The organism is Burkholderia cepacia (assembly GCF_001718835.1).
GTDB lineage: Bacteria > Pseudomonadota > Gammaproteobacteria > Burkholderiales > Burkholderiaceae > Burkholderia > Burkholderia cepacia_F.
This window is the reverse complement of the sequence record NZ_CP013444.1, coordinates 599182-620394: the sequence shown is the minus strand read 5'-3', so window position 1 is coordinate 620394 and position 21213 is coordinate 599182. Positions and strand designations below refer to the sequence as shown.

At 66.1% G+C, this 21213-nt stretch carries 20 protein-coding genes and 1 tRNA gene; 12 read left to right on the top strand and 9 right to left on the bottom strand.

The genetic code is table 11. The features are described from left to right. Positions 1-155: 155 nt before the first annotated feature. The gene (locus tag WT26_RS23185; protein ID WP_069270946.1) at positions 156-1544 is read right to left on the bottom strand and encodes a hypothetical protein; all 1389 of its coding nucleotides are present in this window, start codon (positions 1542-1544) and stop codon (positions 156-158) included. Positions 1545-1992: 448 nt separating this feature from the next. Here WT26_RS23185 and WT26_RS23180 point away from each other — a divergent pair, with 448 nt between their 5' ends. The 3 genes from WT26_RS23180 (at position 1993) to WT26_RS23170 (ending at position 4942) form a co-directional block, all read left to right on the top strand. After that, complete coding sequence (locus tag WT26_RS23180; protein WP_069275118.1) at positions 1993-2517, top strand: shikimate kinase; 525 nt, start codon at positions 1993-1995, stop codon at positions 2515-2517. Positions 2518-2586: 69 nt separating this feature from the next. Further along, positions 2587-4413, top strand: a complete 1827-nt coding sequence (locus WT26_RS23175; RefSeq protein WP_069274044.1) for an alkaline phosphatase D family protein — start codon at positions 2587-2589, stop codon at positions 4411-4413. A 253-nt stretch (positions 4414-4666) separates the two neighbouring features. Further along, positions 4667-4942, top strand: a complete 276-nt coding sequence (locus tag WT26_RS23170; RefSeq protein WP_059587048.1) for a hypothetical protein — start codon at positions 4667-4669, stop codon at positions 4940-4942. A 73-nt stretch (positions 4943-5015) separates the two neighbouring features. Here WT26_RS23170 and WT26_RS23165 read toward each other — a convergent pair whose 3' ends face one another. Both WT26_RS23165 and WT26_RS23160 read right to left on the bottom strand, forming a co-directional pair. Continuing rightward, positions 5016-6326 carry an MFS transporter gene (locus tag WT26_RS23165; protein WP_069274043.1) on the bottom strand — a complete coding sequence of 437 codons (1311 nt, stop codon included), beginning with the start codon at positions 6324-6326 and terminating at the stop codon, positions 5016-5018. A gap of 126 nt (positions 6327-6452) precedes the next feature. After that, positions 6453-7535, bottom strand: a complete 1083-nt coding sequence (locus WT26_RS23160; protein ID WP_069274042.1) for a tartrate dehydrogenase — start codon at positions 7533-7535, stop codon at positions 6453-6455. A gap of 108 nt (positions 7536-7643) precedes the next feature. Between WT26_RS23160 and WT26_RS23155 the strand changes: the two genes are divergently transcribed. The 4 genes from WT26_RS23155 (at position 7644) to WT26_RS36205 (ending at position 11169) form a co-directional block, all read left to right on the top strand. After that, entirely contained in the window at positions 7644-8564 is a 921-nt protein-coding gene (locus WT26_RS23155) for a LysR substrate-binding domain-containing protein (protein WP_069275117.1), read from the top strand. A 103-nt stretch (positions 8565-8667) separates the two neighbouring features. Next, positions 8668-9294, top strand: coding sequence for a LysE family translocator (locus tag WT26_RS23150; RefSeq protein WP_069274041.1), 627 nt, complete (start codon positions 8668-8670; stop codon positions 9292-9294). An 88-nt stretch (positions 9295-9382) separates the two neighbouring features. Beyond that, positions 9383-10786, top strand: a complete 1404-nt coding sequence (locus WT26_RS23145; RefSeq protein ID WP_069270943.1) for a hypothetical protein — start codon at positions 9383-9385, stop codon at positions 10784-10786. A gap of 227 nt (positions 10787-11013) precedes the next feature. Continuing rightward, positions 11014-11169, top strand: coding sequence for a hypothetical protein (locus WT26_RS36205; protein ID WP_196222187.1), 156 nt, complete (start codon positions 11014-11016; stop codon positions 11167-11169). Between the two features lie 3 nt (positions 11170-11172). On the opposite strand, the gene rtcR is transcribed toward WT26_RS36205, so the two are convergent. Continuing rightward, complete coding sequence (gene rtcR / locus WT26_RS23140; RefSeq protein ID WP_069274040.1) at positions 11173-12795, bottom strand: RNA repair transcriptional activator RtcR; 1623 nt, start codon at positions 12793-12795, stop codon at positions 11173-11175. A 35-nt stretch (positions 12796-12830) separates the two neighbouring features. After that, positions 12831-13148: a hypothetical protein gene (locus WT26_RS23135; RefSeq protein WP_155774690.1), complete on the bottom strand. Its 318-nt coding sequence runs from the start codon at positions 13146-13148 to the stop codon at positions 12831-12833. Between WT26_RS23135 and WT26_RS23130 the strand changes: the two genes are divergently transcribed. The 4 genes from WT26_RS23130 to WT26_RS23115 all read left to right on the top strand — a co-directional run bounded on the left by WT26_RS23130 (position 13134) and on the right by WT26_RS23115 (position 16766). Continuing rightward, a tRNA-Cys gene (locus WT26_RS23130) sits at positions 13134-13206 on the top strand. The genes WT26_RS23135 and WT26_RS23130 overlap by 15 nt on opposite strands. 259 nt (positions 13207-13465) lie before the next feature. Continuing rightward, the gene (locus tag WT26_RS23125) at positions 13466-14605 is read left to right on the top strand and encodes a slipin family protein (RefSeq protein WP_069275116.1); all 1140 of its coding nucleotides are present in this window, start codon (positions 13466-13468) and stop codon (positions 14603-14605) included. A gap of 59 nt (positions 14606-14664) precedes the next feature. Beyond that, positions 14665-15888 (top strand): RtcB family protein, encoded by a 1224-nt coding sequence (locus WT26_RS23120; RefSeq protein WP_069275115.1) that lies wholly within the window; start codon positions 14665-14667, stop codon positions 15886-15888. Between the two features lie 62 nt (positions 15889-15950). After that, positions 15951-16766 carry a nucleotidyltransferase domain-containing protein gene (locus WT26_RS23115; protein ID WP_069274038.1) on the top strand — a complete coding sequence of 272 codons (816 nt, stop codon included), beginning with the start codon at positions 15951-15953 and terminating at the stop codon, positions 16764-16766. A gap of 74 nt (positions 16767-16840) precedes the next feature. Here WT26_RS23115 and WT26_RS23110 read toward each other — a convergent pair whose 3' ends face one another. Continuing rightward, the gene (locus WT26_RS23110; protein WP_069274037.1) at positions 16841-17509 is read right to left on the bottom strand and encodes an O-methyltransferase; all 669 of its coding nucleotides are present in this window, start codon (positions 17507-17509) and stop codon (positions 16841-16843) included. Between the two features lie 132 nt (positions 17510-17641). On the opposite strand from WT26_RS23110, the gene WT26_RS23105 reads away from it, so the two are divergent. Next, positions 17642-18937, top strand: a complete 1296-nt coding sequence (locus WT26_RS23105; protein WP_069274036.1) for an O-acetylhomoserine aminocarboxypropyltransferase/cysteine synthase family protein — start codon at positions 17642-17644, stop codon at positions 18935-18937. A gap of 25 nt (positions 18938-18962) precedes the next feature. Here WT26_RS23105 and WT26_RS23100 read toward each other — a convergent pair whose 3' ends face one another. From WT26_RS23100 to WT26_RS23090, 3 genes are all read right to left on the bottom strand, one after another. Further along, on the bottom strand, positions 18963-19169 hold the full coding sequence (locus tag WT26_RS23100) for a hypothetical protein (RefSeq protein WP_060227693.1): 207 nt from the start codon (positions 19167-19169) through the stop codon (positions 18963-18965). Positions 19170-19183: 14 nt separating this feature from the next. Beyond that, positions 19184-19513 (bottom strand): DUF4148 domain-containing protein, encoded by a 330-nt coding sequence (locus tag WT26_RS23095; protein WP_415868043.1) that lies wholly within the window; start codon positions 19511-19513, stop codon positions 19184-19186. Positions 19514-19754: 241 nt separating this feature from the next. Continuing rightward, positions 19755-21203 carry a GDL motif peptide-associated radical SAM/SPASM maturase gene (locus WT26_RS23090; RefSeq protein WP_059805037.1) on the bottom strand — a complete coding sequence of 483 codons (1449 nt, stop codon included), beginning with the start codon at positions 21201-21203 and terminating at the stop codon, positions 19755-19757. Positions 21204-21213 lie beyond the last annotated feature (10 nt).

The window sequence follows — 21213 nt, the reverse complement described above, 5'->3', positions numbered from 1 at the left end:
GACGCCAACCGACCGCTTCAACGCATGATGAACGAAGTCGGTGCGTTGACAACCCGCCGTCGCAACACCTGCAGACGCGTCGCCTCCAATAGCATCATCACCGCATGACGCTCGCGCACTCGTATGAATGCGCGGTCGATACTCACCCGTCACCGTCATGGCTTCACGATCGTGACGTTCTTGATGATGACGTCGGTACGGCCATCTTCGTCGTCAATCGTCCTGGCCAGTTCGATCCCGTAATCGGTCAGCCAGACAGCACGGACACGGGATGTCGTGCCGTTCTTCCGGACCCTACTGCAATCCAGCTCGACCGCCTCCCCCGTCAATGTGCCGAAGATCGTCGACGCGGATACCGTCTTCCCGATTTCGCAGCGCCGTGACAATTGGCCTTTTCTTGACGGCTGAGGAACGGAGATCTCGATATGCATTCCGTTGAACATCGGCTCGTTTGCAATGGCGATCGCCTTGTCGTCCTTCAACGTGGCGAGCCTGGATACGTTGAGATTGCTCTCGACGGTCTGGGAAAGCAGCTCAGCAATGCCGTAGGTCAGGGTGAAATTCGACCAGTTCGTTTTTCCCGAACTGTTCGGCGACGTAATGAGCTCGGCCAGGACGCCGTTATTGCGTCGATTGACATAAGTATCCGTGTACGGCGCTGAGTCTGCGGGCGTCGTCTTGTTCACCCATTCTCCGTCCACGATCAAACGCGAATAGGGCAGCGGACGGCTGCCGTCGGGCGGCAGGTGACGCCGAATGGAATCCGGCAGGCGGCGCTCATCGAACACGTCATCCAGGTACGCGACCGGGTCGCCGAGCACACTGTCGCTCGCCGACTTGCCGCCGATGATGAACCTGTAGAACTCGTATGTCGTGCGTTGCCGCTCCGGCTCCGGCAGCGTTTCGATGGTCTCGATCGAAAACGCGAACAATGCGCAAGAATTGAGTTCGCTGCCGTTCGCAAGCGATTTGGGCGGCTCCATTGCATTGAGGCGCGCGTCCACGTCGAGCAACTCGGCTACGGTATAACGCTCGCCCTCACCCGGCTGCGCGCTCCGTTGCCTCAGGACGAGGTCAATCAGATCCAGCGTATTCCGGAATTCCTTCGGCGAGAGAGTTTTCGCGATCGCCCCAAGATCATTTCCGGACGGCTGCACATTTTTGCAGTCGTTTCGCGATGCGTTTGCCCGCTCCTTCATCAATCGCAGCATCGCCAGCCGGCCCTCCGGAGACGGCATGATGTTCGCGAACGCGCCGCCGCGTTCCGGTATCGCAACCAGGTTGGCGCGATATTCCGGATCTTGCGCGATCTTGGCCAGCCAGTGCACAAGCATGCGCCCATTTTCAGAATCAGGATCCACCCCGATGCCAACGACATATGCACGAGCCCGCGCGCCAATCTGCGAGATGGCGGCGTCTGAAATCGCAGGAGCGGACGACGCAGGCGCCGATGATTCCGCTTGCCCGCTTTGTGCACCCAGTCCATATGCCGTTGCAGTCGCAAGCAACAACAACGCCCCGCAGAGTCCAGCCTTTATTTTCATGTTTAGTGAAACCCGATTGCATGTGAACGAACAGACCGCTGTTTCGAATGTGGCGTCTGCGTGGAAATTCAGGAATGAGGGTCCCGCATGGTGCCTTGCCCAACGCAGCCCTTGGAGAAATCACAGGAGAAGAAGGGGAGATCGTCGATATGATTCGGCCCGGGCTTCTCGAGGCCGCGCGTGCAATCGCCTGCACCGCCATCCGCAGATTGGATTCGCGCTTGTCACCTGATTGACGATCGCTCGCGCGTTGATATCGGCTGCGTCGGCCGCGCGCTCCTCGGTTGTTTGGTCGTGTGGTTTGTTGTTGCCTTGATGCTTTTTAAACTTCTGCTGAACACTAACGGCGCCGCCCGATAATTCTTTAGGGATGTTTACCGATTATTTTTCTTTCCGAATTCATACACTTATACTTACTTTTTGCTTTCATTCCGACGTTATGTCTTCGATGCCACCCCTGACCGTCATCCACCTGAACGGCCCGATCAACAGCGGCAAGACGACGATCGGTCTCGCGCTCGCTCGCGTGCTGCCCGATGCGCGCTTCATCGACGGCGACGATCACGATGCGCCCGAAGACGCACCGTTCGACGTGCAATGGGCGATCGCGCTGGAACGCATCGTTCGCTGCATCGCGGAAGAGCGCAAACGTTTTCTGGTCGTCGCATACCCGATCGGCGACATGGAATTCGAGCGGCTGCGCGCCGCATGCGGCGCACGCTCGGCGCGTCTGTTCGTCGCGACGCTGGCGCCGCCGGAAGCGGTCGCGCTGTCGGACCGCGGCGAGCGTGTGCTGACGGATTGGGAGCGGGAAAGAATCGCGCAGATGTATCGCGAAGGTTATGCGTCGCGGCCATTCAGCGATTGTCTCGTCGATACGGCGCGGTTGTCGGCAGACGCGTGTGCGGCGGATATCGCGCGGCGTGTCGAAGCGGGGTTCTCACGACTTTTCAGGCCAGGGTCTTCGCAGTAGCCTCGTCTATCGATTGCTCCCTCGCGTGTGTTCGGTGGCGGGAGCCAGGACTGCCGTGCGGGAGGATCGATGGATCGTCGCCATTTCCTCAAGTCGTCGGCCTTTTTTACCATTGCGGCTGCCGTCGGCGCGCTCGATGCGCCGCGTGCGGCCCCTTCTGCCGGCGACGAACGCAAGAGCCGCTACCAGTTCCCGCAGGGCGTCGCCAGCGGTGATCCGCGCGATCGCTCCATCGTGTTCTGGACACGATGTGTGCCGGTTCCCGGAAACACACCGCACCGCCGCGCGAAAGGGGTTGCACGCGCGATACCGCTACGACTCGAAGTGTCGACGCTGCCCGATTTCTCGGCGCTCGTCGCCAGCGTACCGCTGAAGGCGCTGGCCATCTACGACTTCACCGTGCGCGCGAAGGTGACGGCACTCTCGCCGAAGACGACCTATCACTACAGGTTCGTCGCCGGCGACGACGTCAGCATGACCGGTGTCGCGCGCACGGCACCGGAGGCCGGCGAAGCCAACGAACAGGTTCGCTTCGCGTGGCTCACCTGTCAGGACTGGAGCGTCAACCACTGGCAAGCGATGACGCTGATGGCCGCCGAACGCGATCTCGATTTCGTGGTGCACGTGGGCGACTATATCTACGAAACGGTCGAGGCCGCAAAACCCGGCGCTGTCGAGGCGGCGCATCCTCCGCTGCGGCTGCCTGACGGCAAGCGGCTCGCGGACGGCCGCGCGTATGCCGATACGCTCGAAGACTACCGGACGCTCTATCGCACCTATCGTACCGATTCGCGCCTTCAGACACTGCACCGGCGCCTGCCGATGATCGCGATCTGGGACGACCACGAATTTTCCGACGATTGCTGGCAGGATCATCAGGTCTACACCAACGAGGAGCGACAGGAAACGCGGCGGCGGCGCAACGCCAGCCGCGCGTGGGCAGAGTACATGCCGGTGGATTGGGGCGACGTGCGTTTCGAGCCGGACAATCCGTCGTACACGAATATTCGCATCTATCGCGATTTTCGTTTCGGCATGCTGATGCATCTGGTGATGACGGACGAGCGGCTGTATCGCGACGACCATGTCGTGAGCGAAGCTGACGTCGCGCGCGCACACGGGCACGACCCGGTGCACGGTGACGACGCCGCCGGCTCGCGCTACTTCGTCAAGCAGGACGTGCTGCAGCGCTTCGAGGCGCGCGATACCGCGCAGCTTGGCCGCGCGCCGTCGATGCTCGGCCCGGTGCAGACGCAATGGTGGAAAACCGCGATGAAGGGCTCGCCGGCAACCTGGAAGGTATGGGGCAACGAGGTGATGTTGAACCGTCTGTGGTTCGTGATGCCGGGCGCGCCGAAGGATGCGGCCGCACGCCTCGTGGTCGATTGCGACGCATGGGACGGCTATCCCGCGCACAAGCACGAACTGCTCGCTTACTTGAGGGAGCACGGGATCCGTAACGTCGTCGCGATCACCGGAGATCTGCATGCATTTCAGTGCGGCATCGTGCGGGACGATCCCGATCCCGCGACGGGGGTGCCGGTCATCGTCGATTTCGTCTGCGCCGGCATCAGCAGCACGTCCTTCTATTCCTACATCAAAGCCGCATGGCGCGGTACGCCGTTCGCATTGCTGGCGGCCACTCCGGCCAAGCTCGACGCGTTCCTGATGAAGAACAACCCCGACCTGCTTCACGCCGACCACGACGCGCAGGGTTATGCGTCGGCCACGGTCACGCCGGACTACTTTTCCGTCACGTTCAACAAGATGAAACCGTTGAACCCGGACGGCACCGCGCCCGCGGATGCACTGCTTGGCCGCACGCGATTGACCGTGCCCAGGGATTCGGTCGAGGTACGCGTCGAGCATGTCCAGGGGTTGCTTACATACCCTTGAACATGCAGCGCGGCGGCCGCTCGAATGCTTGAAAATTGGCTGTGGACTTCCATCCGCATACGCGTATGATGGTCCGCATCAGTGTGGCGGCTTCTCTCCACTCACCACCTGACTGCTCGTCGCGCGGCACTCGCTAGCCACGCATCACGCCCTCCTACTCCTTCCCCTCCAGCTTCTTGATCTGCCCCGCGCCTGGCGTGCGCCGGAAAGATCGTCTTCGTCCGGCGATCTCGAGGATCGCGAGGAGTTCGTCATGAGCATGCACCTGTATCGCGGGTTCGAGATTTACCCGCTGATCTACCCCCATTCCCCGACTACCCTGCAAGCCGGACACGATTACGACGACGGCTTCGACGCCGCGGTGAAAATCTGCCTTCGCGGCACGGATTCCACGCTGACACGCAGCCTGACATTCAGAATCACTGGCGTCACCCCGTTTTCCAGCTCGGGGGCGGCACGCAGGGCATCGATTCGATATGCTGAAAATATGATCGACACGAACGATGGTGAACGCTGGACCCTTGGCTGATACGTAGCGGTACCGAAAGCGCAGCTTCTGAACTTGTCGTGAGGACGCGTTCAAGCCGATTGCCGCACGCCCTTCAATGATTGTGCCGCACCCCCGACACGACCTCCCGCTGTGCGCCCTTGCGGCTCAGCATCAGCGTGACGACCGCCGACACCGCGAGCGTGCCCGCCACCACGTAGAGCCCGGCGGCGTAGCCACCCGTCACGTGCTTCAGCCAGCCGATCGCGAACGGCCCGACGAACCCGCCGAGGTTGCCGATCGAGTTGATCATCGCGATGCCGGCCGCCGCGCCGGCACCCGACAGGAACGCGCTCGGCATCGCCCACAGCGGCGCCTTCGCGGCACTGATCCCGATGTTGACGACGACCAGCGCGAGCACGGTGAGCAGCGCGGTGCTCGCCTGCCCCGCGAACACGAAGCCGATGCACGCGAGCACGCACGGAATCACGACGTGCCACGTGCGCTCGCCGCTGCGATCCGAATGCCGCGCCCAGGCGATCATCGCGACGACCGCGGCGACGCTCGGGATCCCGGTGAGCAGGCCCGTCTGCAGCGCGGTGAAGCCGAACTGCCTGACCATCAACGGCGCCCACAGGCCGAGCGTGTACAGCCCCGCCGACGTGCCGAAATAGATCAGCGCCAGCGCCAGCACGCGCGGATCGCGCAGCGCCTGCCACGCGCCGGCGGTATGCCCGGCATGCGTGTGGCGCGCATCGGCTTCGGCCTTGAGCTTCGCGACCAGCCAGTCGCGCTCGTCCGCCCGCAGCCACGCGGCCTTCGACGGCGAATCGGTCAGGCACCTGAGCACGACGAAGCCGAGCACGACCGCCGGCAGCGCTTCGACGATGTACAGCATCTGCCAGTCGGCGAGCCCGAACATCGGCGGCATCTGCATGATCGCGCCCGACAGCGGCGAACCGATCGCGGTCGAGATCGGCGCGGCCGCCATGAACCACGCGGCGGCCACCGCGCGCTGCTTCGCGGGAAACCACAGGCTCAGGTACAGGATGATGCCGGGAAAGAAGCCGGCCTCGGCCATGCCGAGCAGGAAGCGCAGCACGTAGAAGCTCGTCGGCCCGGACGCGAATGCGGACACGGCCGACACGATCCCCCACGTGATCATCACGCGCGCGATCCAGAGGCGCGCGCCGATGCGATGCAGAATCAGGTTGGACGGCACTTCGAACAGGAAGTAGCCGATGAAGAACAGGCCGCCGCCGAATCCGAACGCGGTCGGCGACAGGCCGATCGCCTTGTTCATCGTCATGGCGGCAAAGCCGACGTTGACGCGATCGAGAAAGCTGACGAAATAAAGCAGCATCACGAACGGAATGATGCGCCACATCAGTTTCCGCGCGACGCGGGTTTCCAGATCCGCTTGCATGTGTCTCCTCCTTCGAGGTCGAGCCGTGCTCTATAGGGTTAAGCCATTCGACGCCCGCCGATGGCGCAGGCGCCGCTGCCCGGCTCGCGTCGGATGCGCGAGTCGCGGGCAGAAGATCGCCGCCGCTTACGCCGCGACCTCGACTTTCCCGACGCGCTCGCAGACAGCCGCCGTCACCTGCGCGGTCGTCGCACTGCCGCCGAGATCGCGCGTGTGCAGCGACGGGTCGGCCGTCACCGCCTCGATCGCCTGCATCACGCGCGCGGCGGCGTCCGCTTCGCCGAGGTGTTCGAGCAGCATCGCGACCGACCAGAACGTACCGACCGGATTCGCGAGCCCCTTGCCCATGATGTCGAACGCGGAGCCATGGATCGGCTCGAACATCGACGGATATCGGCGCTCGGGATCGATGTTGCCGGTCGGTGCGATGCCGAGGCTGCCGGCGAGCGCGGCCGCGAGATCGCTGAGGATGTCCGCGTGCAGGTTGGTCGCGACGATCGTGTCGAGCGACGCCGGCCGGTTGACCATGCGCGCGGTCGCCGCGTCGACAAGCTCCTTGTCCCACGTCACGTCGGGAAACGCCTGCGCGACCTGCTTTGCGATCTCGTCCCACATCACCATCGCGTGCCGCTGCGCATTGCTCTTCGTGATCACGGTCAGCAGCTTGCGCGGGCGCGACTGCGCGAGCCGGAACGCGAAGCGCATGATGCGTTCGACGCCGGCGCGCGTGAGGATCGACACGTCGGTCGCGGCCTCGATCGGATGGCCCTGATGCACGCGGCCGCCGACGCCCGCATATTCGCCCTCGGAGTTCTCGCGGACGATCACCCAGTTCAGGTCGCCGGGCCCGCAGCGCTTCAGCGGCGCGTCGATGCCGGGCAGGATGCGCGTCGGGCGCACGTTCGCGTACTGGTCGAAGCCCTGGCAGATCTTCAGGCGCAGCCCCCACAGCGTCACGTGATCGGGCACGTCGGGGTCGCCCGCCGAGCCGAACAGGATCGCGTCCTTGCCGCGCAGCGCGTCGAGGCCGTCGGCCGGCATCATCGCGCCGTGCTCGCGGTAGTAGTCGGCGCCCCAGTCGAAATCCTCGAACTCGAACGCGAAGCGGTCGCTGCCGCGGGCCAGCGCCTCCAGCACCTGCTTGCCGGCCGGCACCACTTCCTTGCCGATCCCGTCGCCGGGAATCGTTGCGATACGGTAGGTCTTCATGCGCACATCCTCGATTGATCGTCAGCGTGAACGCACTTTATCCAACCAGGAATGCAGGAACCGGCGCTAGAATCAAAGCATCTTTAACTTGAATTCATGAATCCCGTCATGGCGGATACCGTCCAGCCGGCCGATCTCGGCTTCTTCTCGACGCTCGCCGCCTCCGGCAGTCTCAGCGCGGCCGCGCGCGAACTCGGGCTGACCGCGGCGGCCGTCAGCAAGCGGCTCACGCTGATGGAGCGGCGCGCGGGCGTCACGCTCGTGAACCGCACGACGCGGCGGATGATGCTGACGCCCGAAGGCGACGTGTATCTCGACTACGCGCGCCGGATCCTCGACCAGATGGACGAACTCGGCGAACTGCTCGGCAGCGCGAAGCAGCGCCCGAAGGGGTTGCTGCGCGTGAACGCGACGCTCGGTTTCGGGCGCAGCCACGTCGGCCCGGCGATTTCGCGCTTCGTCGCGCGGTATCCGGAAGTGTCGGTGCAACTGCAGTTGTCGGTGATGCCGCCGCCGCTCACCGACGACGCGTTCGACGTGTGCATCCGCTTCGGTGAGCCGCCCGATTCACGCGTCGTCGCGCGGCGGCTCGCGCCGAACCGCCGGCTGCTGTGCGCGGCGCCCGCGTATCTCGCGCGGCACGGCACCCCGGGCACGCCGCACGACCTGACGCGACACAACTGCATCGGCATCCGCCAGGGGGACGAGGGTTACGGCGTCTGGCGCCTGACGAGCGGGCGCGGCACGGCGCGCCATACGGAAGCCGTGCGGATCAACGGCAACCTGACGACGAACGACGGCGAGATCGCCGTGAAGTGGGCGCTCGACGGGCACGGGATCCTGATGCGCGCGGAATGGGATCTGCGCGACTACCTCGCCGACGGGCGCCTGGTCGTCGTGCTGCCCGATCATGAAACGCCGGGCGCCGACATTTATGCGGTGTATGCGCAGCGTCACCAGATGTCCGCGCGCATTCGGGCGTTCGTGGATTTTCTGGCGGAGGAGCTGGGGCGGTTGCGCAAGACGTAGGCGTGCGCGGCGGCCACACGCCGTCGTCCGCGCCGGCAGCGCGGATTCGAACGGACTACAATGCCCCGATCCGTCATCCCAACGCCGTGCCCCGGAGCCCCGCATGTTCGACCTGACCACGCTGACCACCTTCACGGCCGTCGTCCTGGGCCTGTTCCTGATTCCCGGCCCCGCCGTGCTGCTCGTGCTGAGCCGCACCGTGCAGGGCGGCCGCAAGACCGGCATCCTGACCGGCCTCGGCGTCGCCAGCGGCGACTTCGTGCATACGCTGTTCGCGGCCGTCGGCCTGTCGGCGCTGCTGATGACGTCGGCGCTCGCGTTCAACGTCGTGAAGGGGATCGGCGCCGCGTACCTGATCTATCTCGGCGTGCGCGCGCTGCTGGAGAAGCAGTCCGATCCGTCGCTGCCGAAGATGCCGTCCGTCACCCCGCTCAAGGCATACCTGCAGGCGATTCCCGCCGAGGTGCTGAATCCGAAGACCGCGCTGTTCTTCCTCGCGTTCATGCCGCAGTTCGTGCATCCGGAACGCGGCTCGACGTTCGTGCAGTTCGCGGTGCTCGGGCTGATCTTCGTCGTGCTCAGCTCGCTCTACACGACGCTGATCGCGTGCTCGATCCGCCCGCTCGGCCGCATCGTGAAGCGGCTCACGTGGCTCACGCGCTGGCAGGGGAAGATCATCGGCTCGATCTTCATTTCGCTCGGGCTGAAGGTCGCCGCGCAGCAGCGGTGACGGCGGACGCGGCGGCCGATCCGGCCGCCCGCCGAATTCAAATGATCCCGCGTACGAAGCGGGACGCACGACAACAACAATCGACGACATGTCCTCCTCCCCCGATGCGCGCCGCGAACGGCCCACCCGCCGCCGCGTCGTGACGATCGCCGTCGTGGCCGCGCTGGCGCTCCTCTCGTGGCGCGTGCTGTCGCCCCGCGACCCGAAGCCGCGCGACGTGCAGGCGCCGCCCGGCACGTCGCACATCACGATCGCGCTCACCGATCTGTACATGCCGTTCCTCACGCCGGCGGAAAATGCCGACCTGCGCAGCCGGCTGCCGGACCACGTCGAAGTCGTCGCGCATTACGTGCGCACCACCACCCGATACCGCCTGTTCTCGTGCAGCCCGGGCCTGGGCTGCCTGCCGGAGCCGCAGTGGCACCAGCAAGTCGATGACGAGATCCTGCGTCTTCCCGCGAAGGTCACGCCGCGCGCCGGCGCCGACGCGGCACGCACCATCAGCTTCGACCTGCCGCACCGGCTCGACGGCGGCTATTCGATCGCGTGGTTCCTGGTCGACCTGTCGCTCGACGCGCTGACGCGCCAGCCCGGCTACCGCACGCTCGTCACGAAGACCGACACGCCCGACTACAAGCAGCTCGATCCGATCGCGCCCAGCCTCGAATACGGCGTCAGCTTCGAGGACCATGACCTCGGCGCGGCGCCGCGCTACGCGCAGGATTGCCTCGACGCGCTGCTGCCGGTCAACGTGCCCGAAATCGCCATCCCGATCGTGACGGCGCTCACGACCAGCTCGCCGCGCATGTCGCTGTCGGTCAGGAACGTGCGCTGCCCGCTGTCCGATATCGGCAGCGACTTCCACACGACGGCCGGCGTCAGGATCGGCGCCGCGCCCGGCCGGCTGCCGCCGGGCCGGATCGCCGCCGCGCAGGTCAAGCTGGATCTGGACGGCACGCACGGCGTCACGCGCCTGTACGGTTCGATCCGGCCGACGCCAGCCATGACGCGCTGGTATCGGCGCAACGAGGCCGGCATCGACGCGTCCCTGATCGAATTCGGCCCGTACCGGCGACTGGAACTGCGCACGCGCTTCGACAACGCGTATCCGGTGAAGCAGACGCTGCCGATCCGGACCGAGACGTGGACCTTCTTCGACGACGCGCTCGTCGGCTACGGCGCCGACATCGATTACTACATCGACACGGCAGACCGCTCGGTCCTGTTCCGCATGCAGTGGAAGCAATACTTCCGCGACGGCCGGACCGTGTGGACGCAGACGACGACCCGGCCCTGCGACGACGTGTTCTGCGACACCGAAGTGACGGGCAACCCGGAAGCGGAGGCGATCAGTCATGACGTGCTGGCCGCCAGCCGCAAAGCGCTCGGCGAGTTGCAGGGTGCGATGGCGAAGCCGTACGATGCGCTGCAGGCGGACGCGCGCGCGTACCTTCAACTGCGCAGCGCATTGAAGCCGGACGATGCACATTGACGTACACACAGATCGAACCGATCAGTTGACGATCCGGGTCGAGCCGGAATGCGCCGATAAACGCGCCGTCCGCGATCGCTGCCGGCACGCCCTCCCTGCCGCTCGCGAACAGCACGACATCGGCGTCGTTCGCGTCGGCCAGCGTGCCGTGCGGGTTGACCGGCAGGCCGTGCGCCGAGCGAATCCAGGGATAACGGGAAACATCAACGAAGCCGCACTTTATCTCGGTGTACCGCACGCGAATCGACGGCCCGGCCGATGCGGACCTCGCCGGCCGCGTCGCCCACCTGTGCCTGATCGGCGGCCAGCGTGCCGGTGCGCGCAACCAGGCGGCAGACTTCGCCCGGCTCGCGCAACAGGCGCTTGCGATGCTGCGTCGCTGACGTTTACCGGTCGACGGAACGCACCCCGTCGAGCGCGCCCCGCACCCCCTCCCAATCCAGCCCGAACCGCGCGAGATACTTGCGCAGCCTGTCCGCATCGTTCGGCTGCTTCTTGCTCTGCCGCGACACCGCGAACAGCGTGCGTCCGGCTTCCGACAGGCTTGCCGACGTGCGGCACACGTCGAGCACGCGTTCGAGCTGCGCACGGTCGAACAGGTCGAGCGCCGCTGCGCGCTCGCCGAGCACCGTGCCGACGAGATCGCCTGCGTCATCCGCCGCCGACCACGTGCGCGCGAGCCGTTCGACCTCCTGCTCGACGATCGTCTCGGTGATGCGCCCTGCATCCGCGAGCGTCGCCATCCGCGTGACCGACGCGGACAGCTCGCGGAAGTTGCCGGCCCACGCCGCACGCGGCGACGCGGCGAACGCGAGATAGCGCCGCTTCGCCTCGACGTTGAAACGCACCTGCTCGCCCTGCTCGCGGCCGAAACGGTCGAGTTCGAATTCGAGGTTCGGCTCGATGTCCTCGCGGCGCTCGGCCAGCCCCGGCAGTTCGTACGTCCACAGGTTGATCCGCGCATAGAGATCCTCGCGGAACGTGCCGGCCGCCACCATCTGCCGCAGGTCGCGGTGCGTGCCCGCGATCAGCTCGAAATCGCTGGTCGCCTCGACGTCCGCGCCGACCGGCAGGAAACGCTTCTCCTCGATCGCCTTCAGCAGCATCGCCTGTTCGTCGAGCCCGAGTTCGCCGATCTCGTCGAGAAACAGCAGGCCGCCGTCCGCCGCGCGCAGCAGCCCGGCCCGCGCCGACTGCGCGCCCGTGAACGCGCCCTTCACGTGGCCGAACAGCGTCGACATCGCCGCGTCGCCGCGCAGCGTCGCGCAGTTGATCTCGATGAACGGCCCCGCGAGCCGATGGCGGCCGCGCTTCAGCTCGTACACGCGCTTCGCGAGAAACGACTTGCCGGCGCCCGTCGGCCCGACCAGCAGCATCGGCGCGCGCGAACGCACGGCCACGCGCTCCAGTTGCTCGATCAGCGCATTGAAGCGCGCGTTGCGCGTCGCGATGCCGGCCTTCAGGAACGACACCGTCTCGTCGCGCTCGCGCGTGAAGCGCTGTGCGATCCGGTTGTAGCGCGACAGGTCGAGATCGATCACCGACATCGTGCCGGGCCCGCTCAACCCCTCGTCCGTCTTCTGCGGCGGTGCCGTCTGGGCGAGACGCGCCGGCAGGTAGCGCGCCTCCGCCAGCAGGAACCAGCAGATCTGCGCGACGTGCGTGCCGGTGGTGATGTGGATCAGGTAGTCCTCGCGGTCGAGATCGAACGGGTAGGCGCGCGCGAAATCGTGCAGCGTCGCGTAGACCTCCTCGAAATCCCACGGATCGCGAATCTCCATCGGAACGAGCCGCACGTCGGTGTGCGGCGACATTTGCGCGAGATCCTCCTGCACGCGGTTCGCGAGACGCGCGTAGTTCGGCGCGTGCAGCAGTTCGAGCCGGTCGACCGGCATGTCGCGCTGCTCGCACAGCGAAATCGTCGGCCGCCAGTTGCGCCAGCGACGCTGCGAGCCGCCGCCCTGATCGAGCACGGTACCGAGAAAACCGATCGCGACGGTCTTGCGCATGTTTATCCAGATTTATAAGACACGATCGGATCGTATCAGAATTTCTGGATATTGCTGTCCACGGAGAACGCGGTCGCTTCCACGTCAAATAAAAAATTCCCGTTTCCATTCAACGCATTGCAAATTTTTTCGGCCACCGCCACGCGCGCTGGCACGCTCCTCGCTATGTATTTCGGGCCGGATGTCCCGCTGGCCCGCGAGCCAGGGTTCACAAAGCCCTGCTGGTGCGCCGCCGCCGAACCTGGTTCGTCGCGGTCGCGCATGCCGCCATGGGCAGACGAAGGCAAACGGGCGCGCTGGAACTTCGTAAGCCCGGGTTCGAATCCCGGGGCGCCCTCCGTTCGGTAGCTCATTCGGGTAGAGCAGCCGGCGCAAGCCGGTGTGTAGCGGGTTCGAATCCCGCTCGAACGCTGTCCGCAAGGACAGCCTTGTAATGAAAGCAGTACCCGCCGGTGCGGGCCGCAAGGCCCGCCGCGCGTCGGGCCGGTTGCGGTTCCGCGCGATCGGCCGGACGGCCGCACGGCCCGCGCGAAGGCGCACGACGACGCGAAGCAGGATGCGTCGCCGCGCGCGCCAGTGCGGCGCCCGAAGCCCCGCCCGCCCGCTCGCGCCGCACCCCGATCCGTGCGATGCGCGTCCGCCGGCGGACCTTGAAGAAAAGGACAAGAATATGTGGATGCGACATGTAGTGAAAAAGAACGAACGCGCGCTGCTGATGAACGAGGGCGATTTCGTGAAGGTGCTCGAACCGGGCGTGTTCAAGGCCTTCGATCCGTTCAAGCGCCTGTCGGTGCAGACCGCGCGTCTCGACGCGCCGCTCGCCGACGCGGCGCTGGCCGATTACCTGCGTCACGACGCACCGGACGTGCTCGCCCGCCACTTCGTCGCGATGGATCTCGCCGACGACGAAGCCGGCCTGCGCTACGAAGACGACGTGCTCGTCGAGATCCTGGCGCCGGGCACGCGCCGGCTGTACTGGCGCGGCCTGACCGCGCACCGTCTCGAGCGCGTCGATCTCGCGCAGGGCGGGACACTGCCGGCCGAACTGGCGAAGCGCCTGACGCAGCCGGCGCTGCGGGCGCGCGGCGTGGCGGGCCTGGCGGGCGTACTGCTGGCGCAGGTGCCGGCGTACCACGTCGGCGTGCTGAAGATCGACGGCAAGATCGAGCGGCTGCTGGACGCGGGCGTCTCGGCGTTCTGGCGCTTCAACCGCGACATCGCGGTCGAACTCGTCGACCTGCGCGTGCAGGCGCTCGAAGTCGGCGGACAGGAAATCCTGACGCGCGACAAGGTCGCGCTGCGCTTGAACCTGTCGGCGACGTGGTGCTATGCGGACGTGCTGCACGCGTTCGGCCAGCTGCAAAAGCCGGTCGAGCACCTGTATCGCGAGCTGCAGTTCGCGCTGCGCACGGCCGTCGGCACGCGCTCGCTCGACGAACTGCTGGAAGACAAGCAGTCGATCGACGACGTCGTGATCACGCAGGTGCGCCCGCGGCTCGCCGATTCGGGGGTCGACGTGCGCAGCGTCGGCGTGAAGGATATCGTGCTGCCGGGCGACATGAAGACGATCCTCGCGCAGGTGGTCGAAGCGGAAAAGTCCGCGCAGGCGAACGTGATTCGCCGCCGCGAGGAAACGGCGGCCACGCGTTCGCTGCTGAACACCGCGAAGGTGATGGAAGAAAACCCGACCGCGCTGCGGCTCAAGGAGCTGGAAACGCTCGAGCGCGTCGCGGAACGGATCGACCGCATCTCCGTGTTCGGCGGTCTCGACCAGGTGCTGAACGGACTCGTCAGCATCAAGGCCGCGTAATGAACGCGGCGGCGCGGCGCACGGGCGCCGCGCGATACGTAACTGAGCAGGTGAAGCAAATGAGTGCAATGGATTACCAGGTGATGGAACTGGCGAACGGCAAGCCGGTGAAGATGTGGACGCAAGGCGTCGCCGTCGAGGACGAAGCGCGCGCGCAACTGCGCAACACCGCGCAGATGCCGTTCATCTTCAGCCACGTCGCGGTGATGCCGGACGTCCACCTCGGCAAGGGCTCGACGATCGGCAGCGTGATCCCGACGAAGGGCGCGATCATTCCGGCCGCGGTCGGCGTCGACATCGGCTGCGGGATGATGGCCGCGCGCACGACGCTGACGGCAGCCGACCTGCCGGATTCGCTTGCGGGCCTGCGCAGTGCGATCGAACGCGCGGTGCCGCACGGCCGCGCGCCGGGCCGCCGCGATCCGGGCGCGTGGGGCAATCGCGCGCCGCAACGGGTCGACGAGATGTGGAAGGAACTGCTGCCCGGGTTCCAGCGGATCGTCGACAAGTATCCGAAGCTGGAAAAGACGAACCATTACGCGCATCTCGGCACGCTCGGCACCGGCAACCACTTCATCGAAGTGTGCGTCGACGAAGCGGACCACGTGTGGTTCATGCTGCACAGCGGCTCGCGCGGCGTCGGCAATGCGATCGGCAGCCTGTTCATCGAACTCGCGCAGGCCGACATGCGGCAGCACATCGCGAACCTGCCGGATCGCAACCTCGCGTATTTCACCGAGGGCAGCCGCCACTTCGACGACTACGTCGAAGCGGTCGGCTGGGCGCAGGACTACGCGCGGCGCAACCGGCAGGCGATGATGGATGCGGTGATCGGCGCGGCGCGCGGCGTGATCGCGAAGCCGTTCTCGGTCGACGAACACGCGGTGAACTGCCACCACAACTACGTGCAGCGCGAACGCCATTTCGGCGAAGACGTGCTCGTGACGCGCAAGGGTGCGGTGTCCGCGCAGAAGGGGCAGCTCGGGATCATTCCGGGCTCGATGGGTGCGAAGAGCTTCATCGTGCGCGGGCTCGGCAACCCGGAGAGCTTCTGCTCGTGCAGCCACGGCGCGGGCCGGACGATGAGCCGCACCGAAGCGAAGCGCCGCTTCACGGTCGACGACCAGGTGAAGGCAACCCGGGGCGTCGAATGCCGGAAGGACGCGGGCGTCGTCGACGAAATTCCGATGGCCTACAAGGACATCGACGCGGTGATGGCGGCCCAGCGCAGCCTCGTCGAAGTGGTGCATACGCTGCGCCAGGTGGTGTGCGTGAAGGGTTAGTGCGGGGTTAGTGCGGCGCGCGGCCGAAGGCCGGCGGGCCGCGCGCAATACGAGAGAACAAGATGAAACGAGAAGAAGAAATGAAAACCGTGCACGGCGCGCATCCGGTCGACCCGGCCGTGCGGGCACGCGTGATGGCGGAGCTCGCGGAAGTCGAGCGCCGCCACGACGTGAGCGTGCTGTTCGCGTGCGAATCGGGCAGCCGCGGCTGGGGGTTCGCGTCGCCGGACAGCGACTACGACGTGCGCTTCGTCTATGCGCACCGGCGCGACTGGTACCTGAGCGTCGAAGCGCAACGCGACGTGATCGAGCGGCCGCTCGACGACGAGCTCGACGTCAGCGGCTGGGAACTGCGCAAGGCGCTCCAGCTGCTGCGCCGCTCGAACCCGACGCTGCTCGAATGGCTCGACTCGCCCGTCGTGTATCGCGAGGATGCGCTTCTCGCGTCGCGGCTCAGGGCGCTGGCTTCGGCGTTCTTCTCGCCGGTGCGCGGGCGTCATCACTACCTCGCGATGGCGAAGAAGAACTTTCGCGGCTATCTGCAAGGTGACACGGTGCGCTACAAGAAGTATTTGTACGTGCTGCGGCCGCTGCTCGCGGTGCGCTGGATCGACGCGGGGCTCGGGATGCCGCCGATGCAGTTCGCAAAGCTCGTCGCCGGGACGGTGCATGAGCCGGCGGTGCTGGCGGAACTCGATGCGCTGCTGGAACTGAAGATGCGGGCAGGCGAAGGCGAGTACGGGCCGCGCCGGCCGGCGATCCACGCGCTCGTCGAGACGATGCTCGCCGATGCCGAACACGATCGCGAATACAAGCGGCCGTGGGGCGACGTGGCGATGCTCGACGCGTTCCTGCGCGACGTGATCGAACGCGGGTGACGGATGGACGGCGTGACGCGAATCGGCGTCACGCCGTTTTTTCTGGCGGCGGCCGGCATCAGCGCCGCCCCGCGTCACTCCCTCACGATCGAGATCGAGAACCCGTCCCAGCCCTTCTGTCCGACCGTCTGCACGGCCGTCGTCGTGAGGCGCGGTTCCGCCGCGATGAACCGGAACCCGTCGCGCACGCCGACCACATCGGGATCCTGATTATCCGGGTCCGCCACCCTGCCTCGCCGCACGACGTTGTCGACGACGATCACCGTGCCGGGCCGCGACAGCTTCAGCGCCGCGTCGAGATAGACCGGGTTGTTGTCCTTGTCGGCGTCGATGAAGATGAAATCGAACGGCGCCTCGCCTGCGTCGACGAGCCGCGCGAGGCTGTCCTTCGCGCTGCCGACCACCACCGTCACGACCTCCGCGAACCCGGCACGCGCGATGTTCCGCGTCGCGACCTTCGCATGCTCGGGGTTCAGTTCGAGCGTCACGAGCGTGCCGCCCGGCGGCAATGCGCGCGCGAGCCAGATCGTGCTGTAGCCGCCGAGCGTGCCGACCTCGAGGATCCGCCGCGCGCCGCGGATCGTCGCGAGCAGTTGCAGCAGCTTGCCCTGGTTCGGCGCGACGTTGATCGCGGGCAGCCCGGCCGCGTCGCTTGCCGCCAGCGCGGCGTCGAGCGTGGCGTCGGACGGCACGAGCGTCGCGGAGAAATACGCATCCACCTGGTTCCAATGATCCTGATCCATTGCGGCCCCTTCGTCACTGGAAAAAGGCATTCTATGCCGCCCGCGTCAATAAGCAACGAACCAATCGTTCTAAACCTTGCAGACCGCCGCTTCTATAATCGCTCGACCACCACAACAACAGACGGAGCACCCATGACCGATCAGGCCTCTTCGAACTGGCGCCTCGAAACCATCGCCGTGCACGGCGGTTATCGTCCCGACCCGACCACGCGCGCGGTCGCCGTGCCGATCTACCAGACCGTTGCGTACGCATTCGACGACACGCAGCACGGCGCCGACCTGTTCGACCTGAAGGTGCAGGGCAACATCTACACGCGGATCATGAACCCGACGACGGACGTGCTCGAGCAGCGTATCGCCGCGCTCGAGGGCGGCATCGGCGCGCTCGCGCTCGCATCGGGACAATCGGCCGTCACGTACGCGATCCAGACGATCGCCGAGGCCGGCGACAACATCGTGTCCGCGAGTTCGCTGTACGGCGGCACCTACAACCTGTTCGCGCATACGCTGCCGCAATACGGGATCACGACGCGCTTTGCCGATCCGCGCGACCCCGCGTCGTTCGAGCCGCTGATCGACGCGCGCACGAAGGCGATCTTCGCGGAATCGGTCGGCAATCCGCTCGGCAACGTCACCGACATCGCCGCGCTCGCGGAAGTCGCGCATCGCCACGGCATCCCGCTGATCGTCGACAACACGGTGCCGTCGCCGTATCTGCTGCGCCCGTTCGAGCACGGCGCGGACATCGTCGTGCATTCGCTGACGAAGTATCTCGGCGGGCACGGCACGAGCCTGGGCGGCGCGATCGTCGATTCGGGCAAGTTCCCGTGGGCCGAGCATGCGGACCGCTTCAAGCGGCTGAACGAACCCGACGTCAGCTATCACGGCGTCGTCTACACGGAAGCGTTCGGCCCGGCCGCCTATATCGGCCGCGCGCGCGTGGTGCCGCTTCGCAACATGGGCGCGGCCATCTCGCCGTTCAATGCATTCCAGATCCTGCAGGGCATCGAGACGCTGGCGCTGCGCGTCGAGCGGATCAGCGACAACGCGCTGAAGATCGCGCAGCATCTCGCGCGCCACGCGCAGGTCGAATGGGTGAACTATGCGGGCCTGCCCGACCACCCCGACCATCCGCTCGTCGCGCGCTACCTGTCGGGCCGCGCGCCGGGGATTCTGACGTTCGGCGTGAAGGGCGGCCGCGACGGCGGGGCGAAGTTCCAGGACGCGCTGAAGCTGTTCACGCGGCTCGTCAACATCGGCGACACGAAATCGCTCGCAACGCACCCGGCATCGACGACGCACCGGCAACTGTCGCCGGCCGAGCTCGCGAAGGCCGGCGTGAAGGAAGAAACGGTGCGGCTGTCGATCGGCATCGAACACATCGACGACCTGCTCGCCGATCTCGACCAGGCGCTCGCACAGCTTTGACTGCATCGCGCCTGCAAGCGGCGGGCTACCACGTCGTGGCGCCCGCCGGATTCGTATCGACGATGCGGACGCCGTTGCCGGATGCGACGACCTCGTCACGCGCGGTCAACCGCAATTGCTCCGCGGTCCCGCGCGTCTCGTGGGACAGCACACGTTCCGGCCAGCCGTCGGCCATCGCGGCAGACGGCGACAGGCATGCCGCGACCACGAACCATCTTGCGAAACTTCGCATGGCGTTCTGCGAAATCAGCGAACCGTAAAGCGGTCGTCGTGCGCATCGAACATCGGCGCCTGTTCGCCGCCATGGACGGTCGCGCGGTGAATCTCCCGATTGCGCTCGATGAGCGCGGGACTCGCCGGGTAGTCGTGCTTCGTGCCCGGGATCACGCCATCGTTCCGCGCCTGCAGGAGTTCCCGGAGGACCTCTTGCCGAGTCTTCGATTGCGCGGCCGCGCCTTCGGAAAATGCCGCGATCGAAAGCGACGCGGCGCCAATGGCGATCATGAGTCGCAGGCGTTTCATGTTGTTTGCTAGTTGCAGGAAATCGATGAAGGGAGCCTTCACGATGATCCGCAAGCGGTGCGCGTTCGTGATCTCGACATGACGGTTCCGTCACGCGGCGCTCGCCCGGTGCCGGCGCGCAGGTGAAACCACATGCACATGGCGTTGCCGCGAGACGCGACCACGCATTCAGCCCGGACGCGCGATGTGTCCGGGCTTTTTTCATGCCGTCGTCCATACGGAAGCGTCCGGCCCGGCAGCGTATATCGTCCGCACGGCCGTCGTCCCGGGCACGTGTGCGCACCGCCGCGCCCGGTCAATTCAGCAGCCGCTCGACTTCCTCGATAAGCGCGCGGCGGCGTTGCGCATCCTGCTCATAAGCACGCGCGGCGCCCTCGATATCTGCGCCGCAGTGCGGACACTGGCGCTCGTGCTGATGGACGTAACCGTTGCAGGCGCGGCACAGACCGAGTCTGGGCGGGATTCTCCCGATATCCGGCGCACGCTTGCCCGCGTGTTTCCACGCGAGCTCGACGACCTGCCCCGACCGGGAAATGCTCGACACGGGCGTGCCGTCCGAGATGCGCTCGGTGACGAGATCGAATCGCCCCACCGCGAATGACGCAGGCGCCGCAGCCTCGATCTTTTCGATACGTTCGCGCAGCCCCCGCTTTTTCAGCTCGAGCACACGGTAGTGGCAGTAAGGGTTGTTGCCCGGCTTGCCGAGCAACGAATGCGAGGTCCACGTGCAGCCGCCGCGGCACACGTCGGCGTAATAACACGTGCGGCAGAATCCCCACAGGTCGTCCACGGACCGCAGCCTGCCGAAATGTATCGCCTCGCTCGTCCGCCATATCTGTTCCAGCGACAGCTCGCGGATATTGCCGCCCGCAAAGCCGACCGTCGCGAGCGACGGGCAGCCCTTCACGGTTCCGTCCGCTTCGAGCGCAATCACGGTCTGCCCGGCCGCGCACCCGGTCCAGTGCACCCGCTCGTCCCCGAACCCGCGCCACAGATGCTCGTAAGGGCCGTAGTAGCCGATGTTGTTGCCGACGGTCATCAACAGGCCGCGATCGAGCCCTCGCTTGTAGAGATCGGCGAGCAGCGGCATCAGCTCCTCGAGCTGGTACGGCTGCAGCAGCAATTCGTCGTGATCGACCGCGTTGCCCATCGCGACCGTCAGCTGAATCTGCCAATGCGTGACTCCGATCTCGATGATCGTGTCCATCAGCGCCGGAAGATCGCGCATCGTCGCTGCGCCGATCTGTGTATTCACGCTGATGGCTAGACCGTGCGCGCGGGCGCGCTTGAGCGTATCCACAGCCCGGTCGAACGACCCCGGGACGTTGCGGACCTTGTCGTGCAGCGGCGCCAGGCCGTCCAGCGACACGCCCAGGCCGTTCAGGCCCGCTTCGACGGCTTGGGCAAGCCGTGCCGGCGTCAGATTGCGGCCGCCCGTCTGGATCGCGCAGTACATCCCGTGCGAGCGGATCGCCTTGATGAGCTGCGTCCAGTCCTTGCGCAGGTAGGCCTCGCCGCCGATCAGCGACACCTCGCGCGTGCCGAGCCTGGCCAGCGACTCGATCACGTCGAGGCACTCGCTCGTCGAGAGCTCGTTGGGACGCCGGCGGCCCGCACGGGATCCGCAATGCAGGCACTTCAGATCGCAGGCCAGCGTGATTTCCCATACGACATGAACCGGGATGAAACGTTGGTAATCCTCATCGCCCAGGAAACGAACCGGGCGCACTTGGGTCTCGTCCATGCCGAAGTCC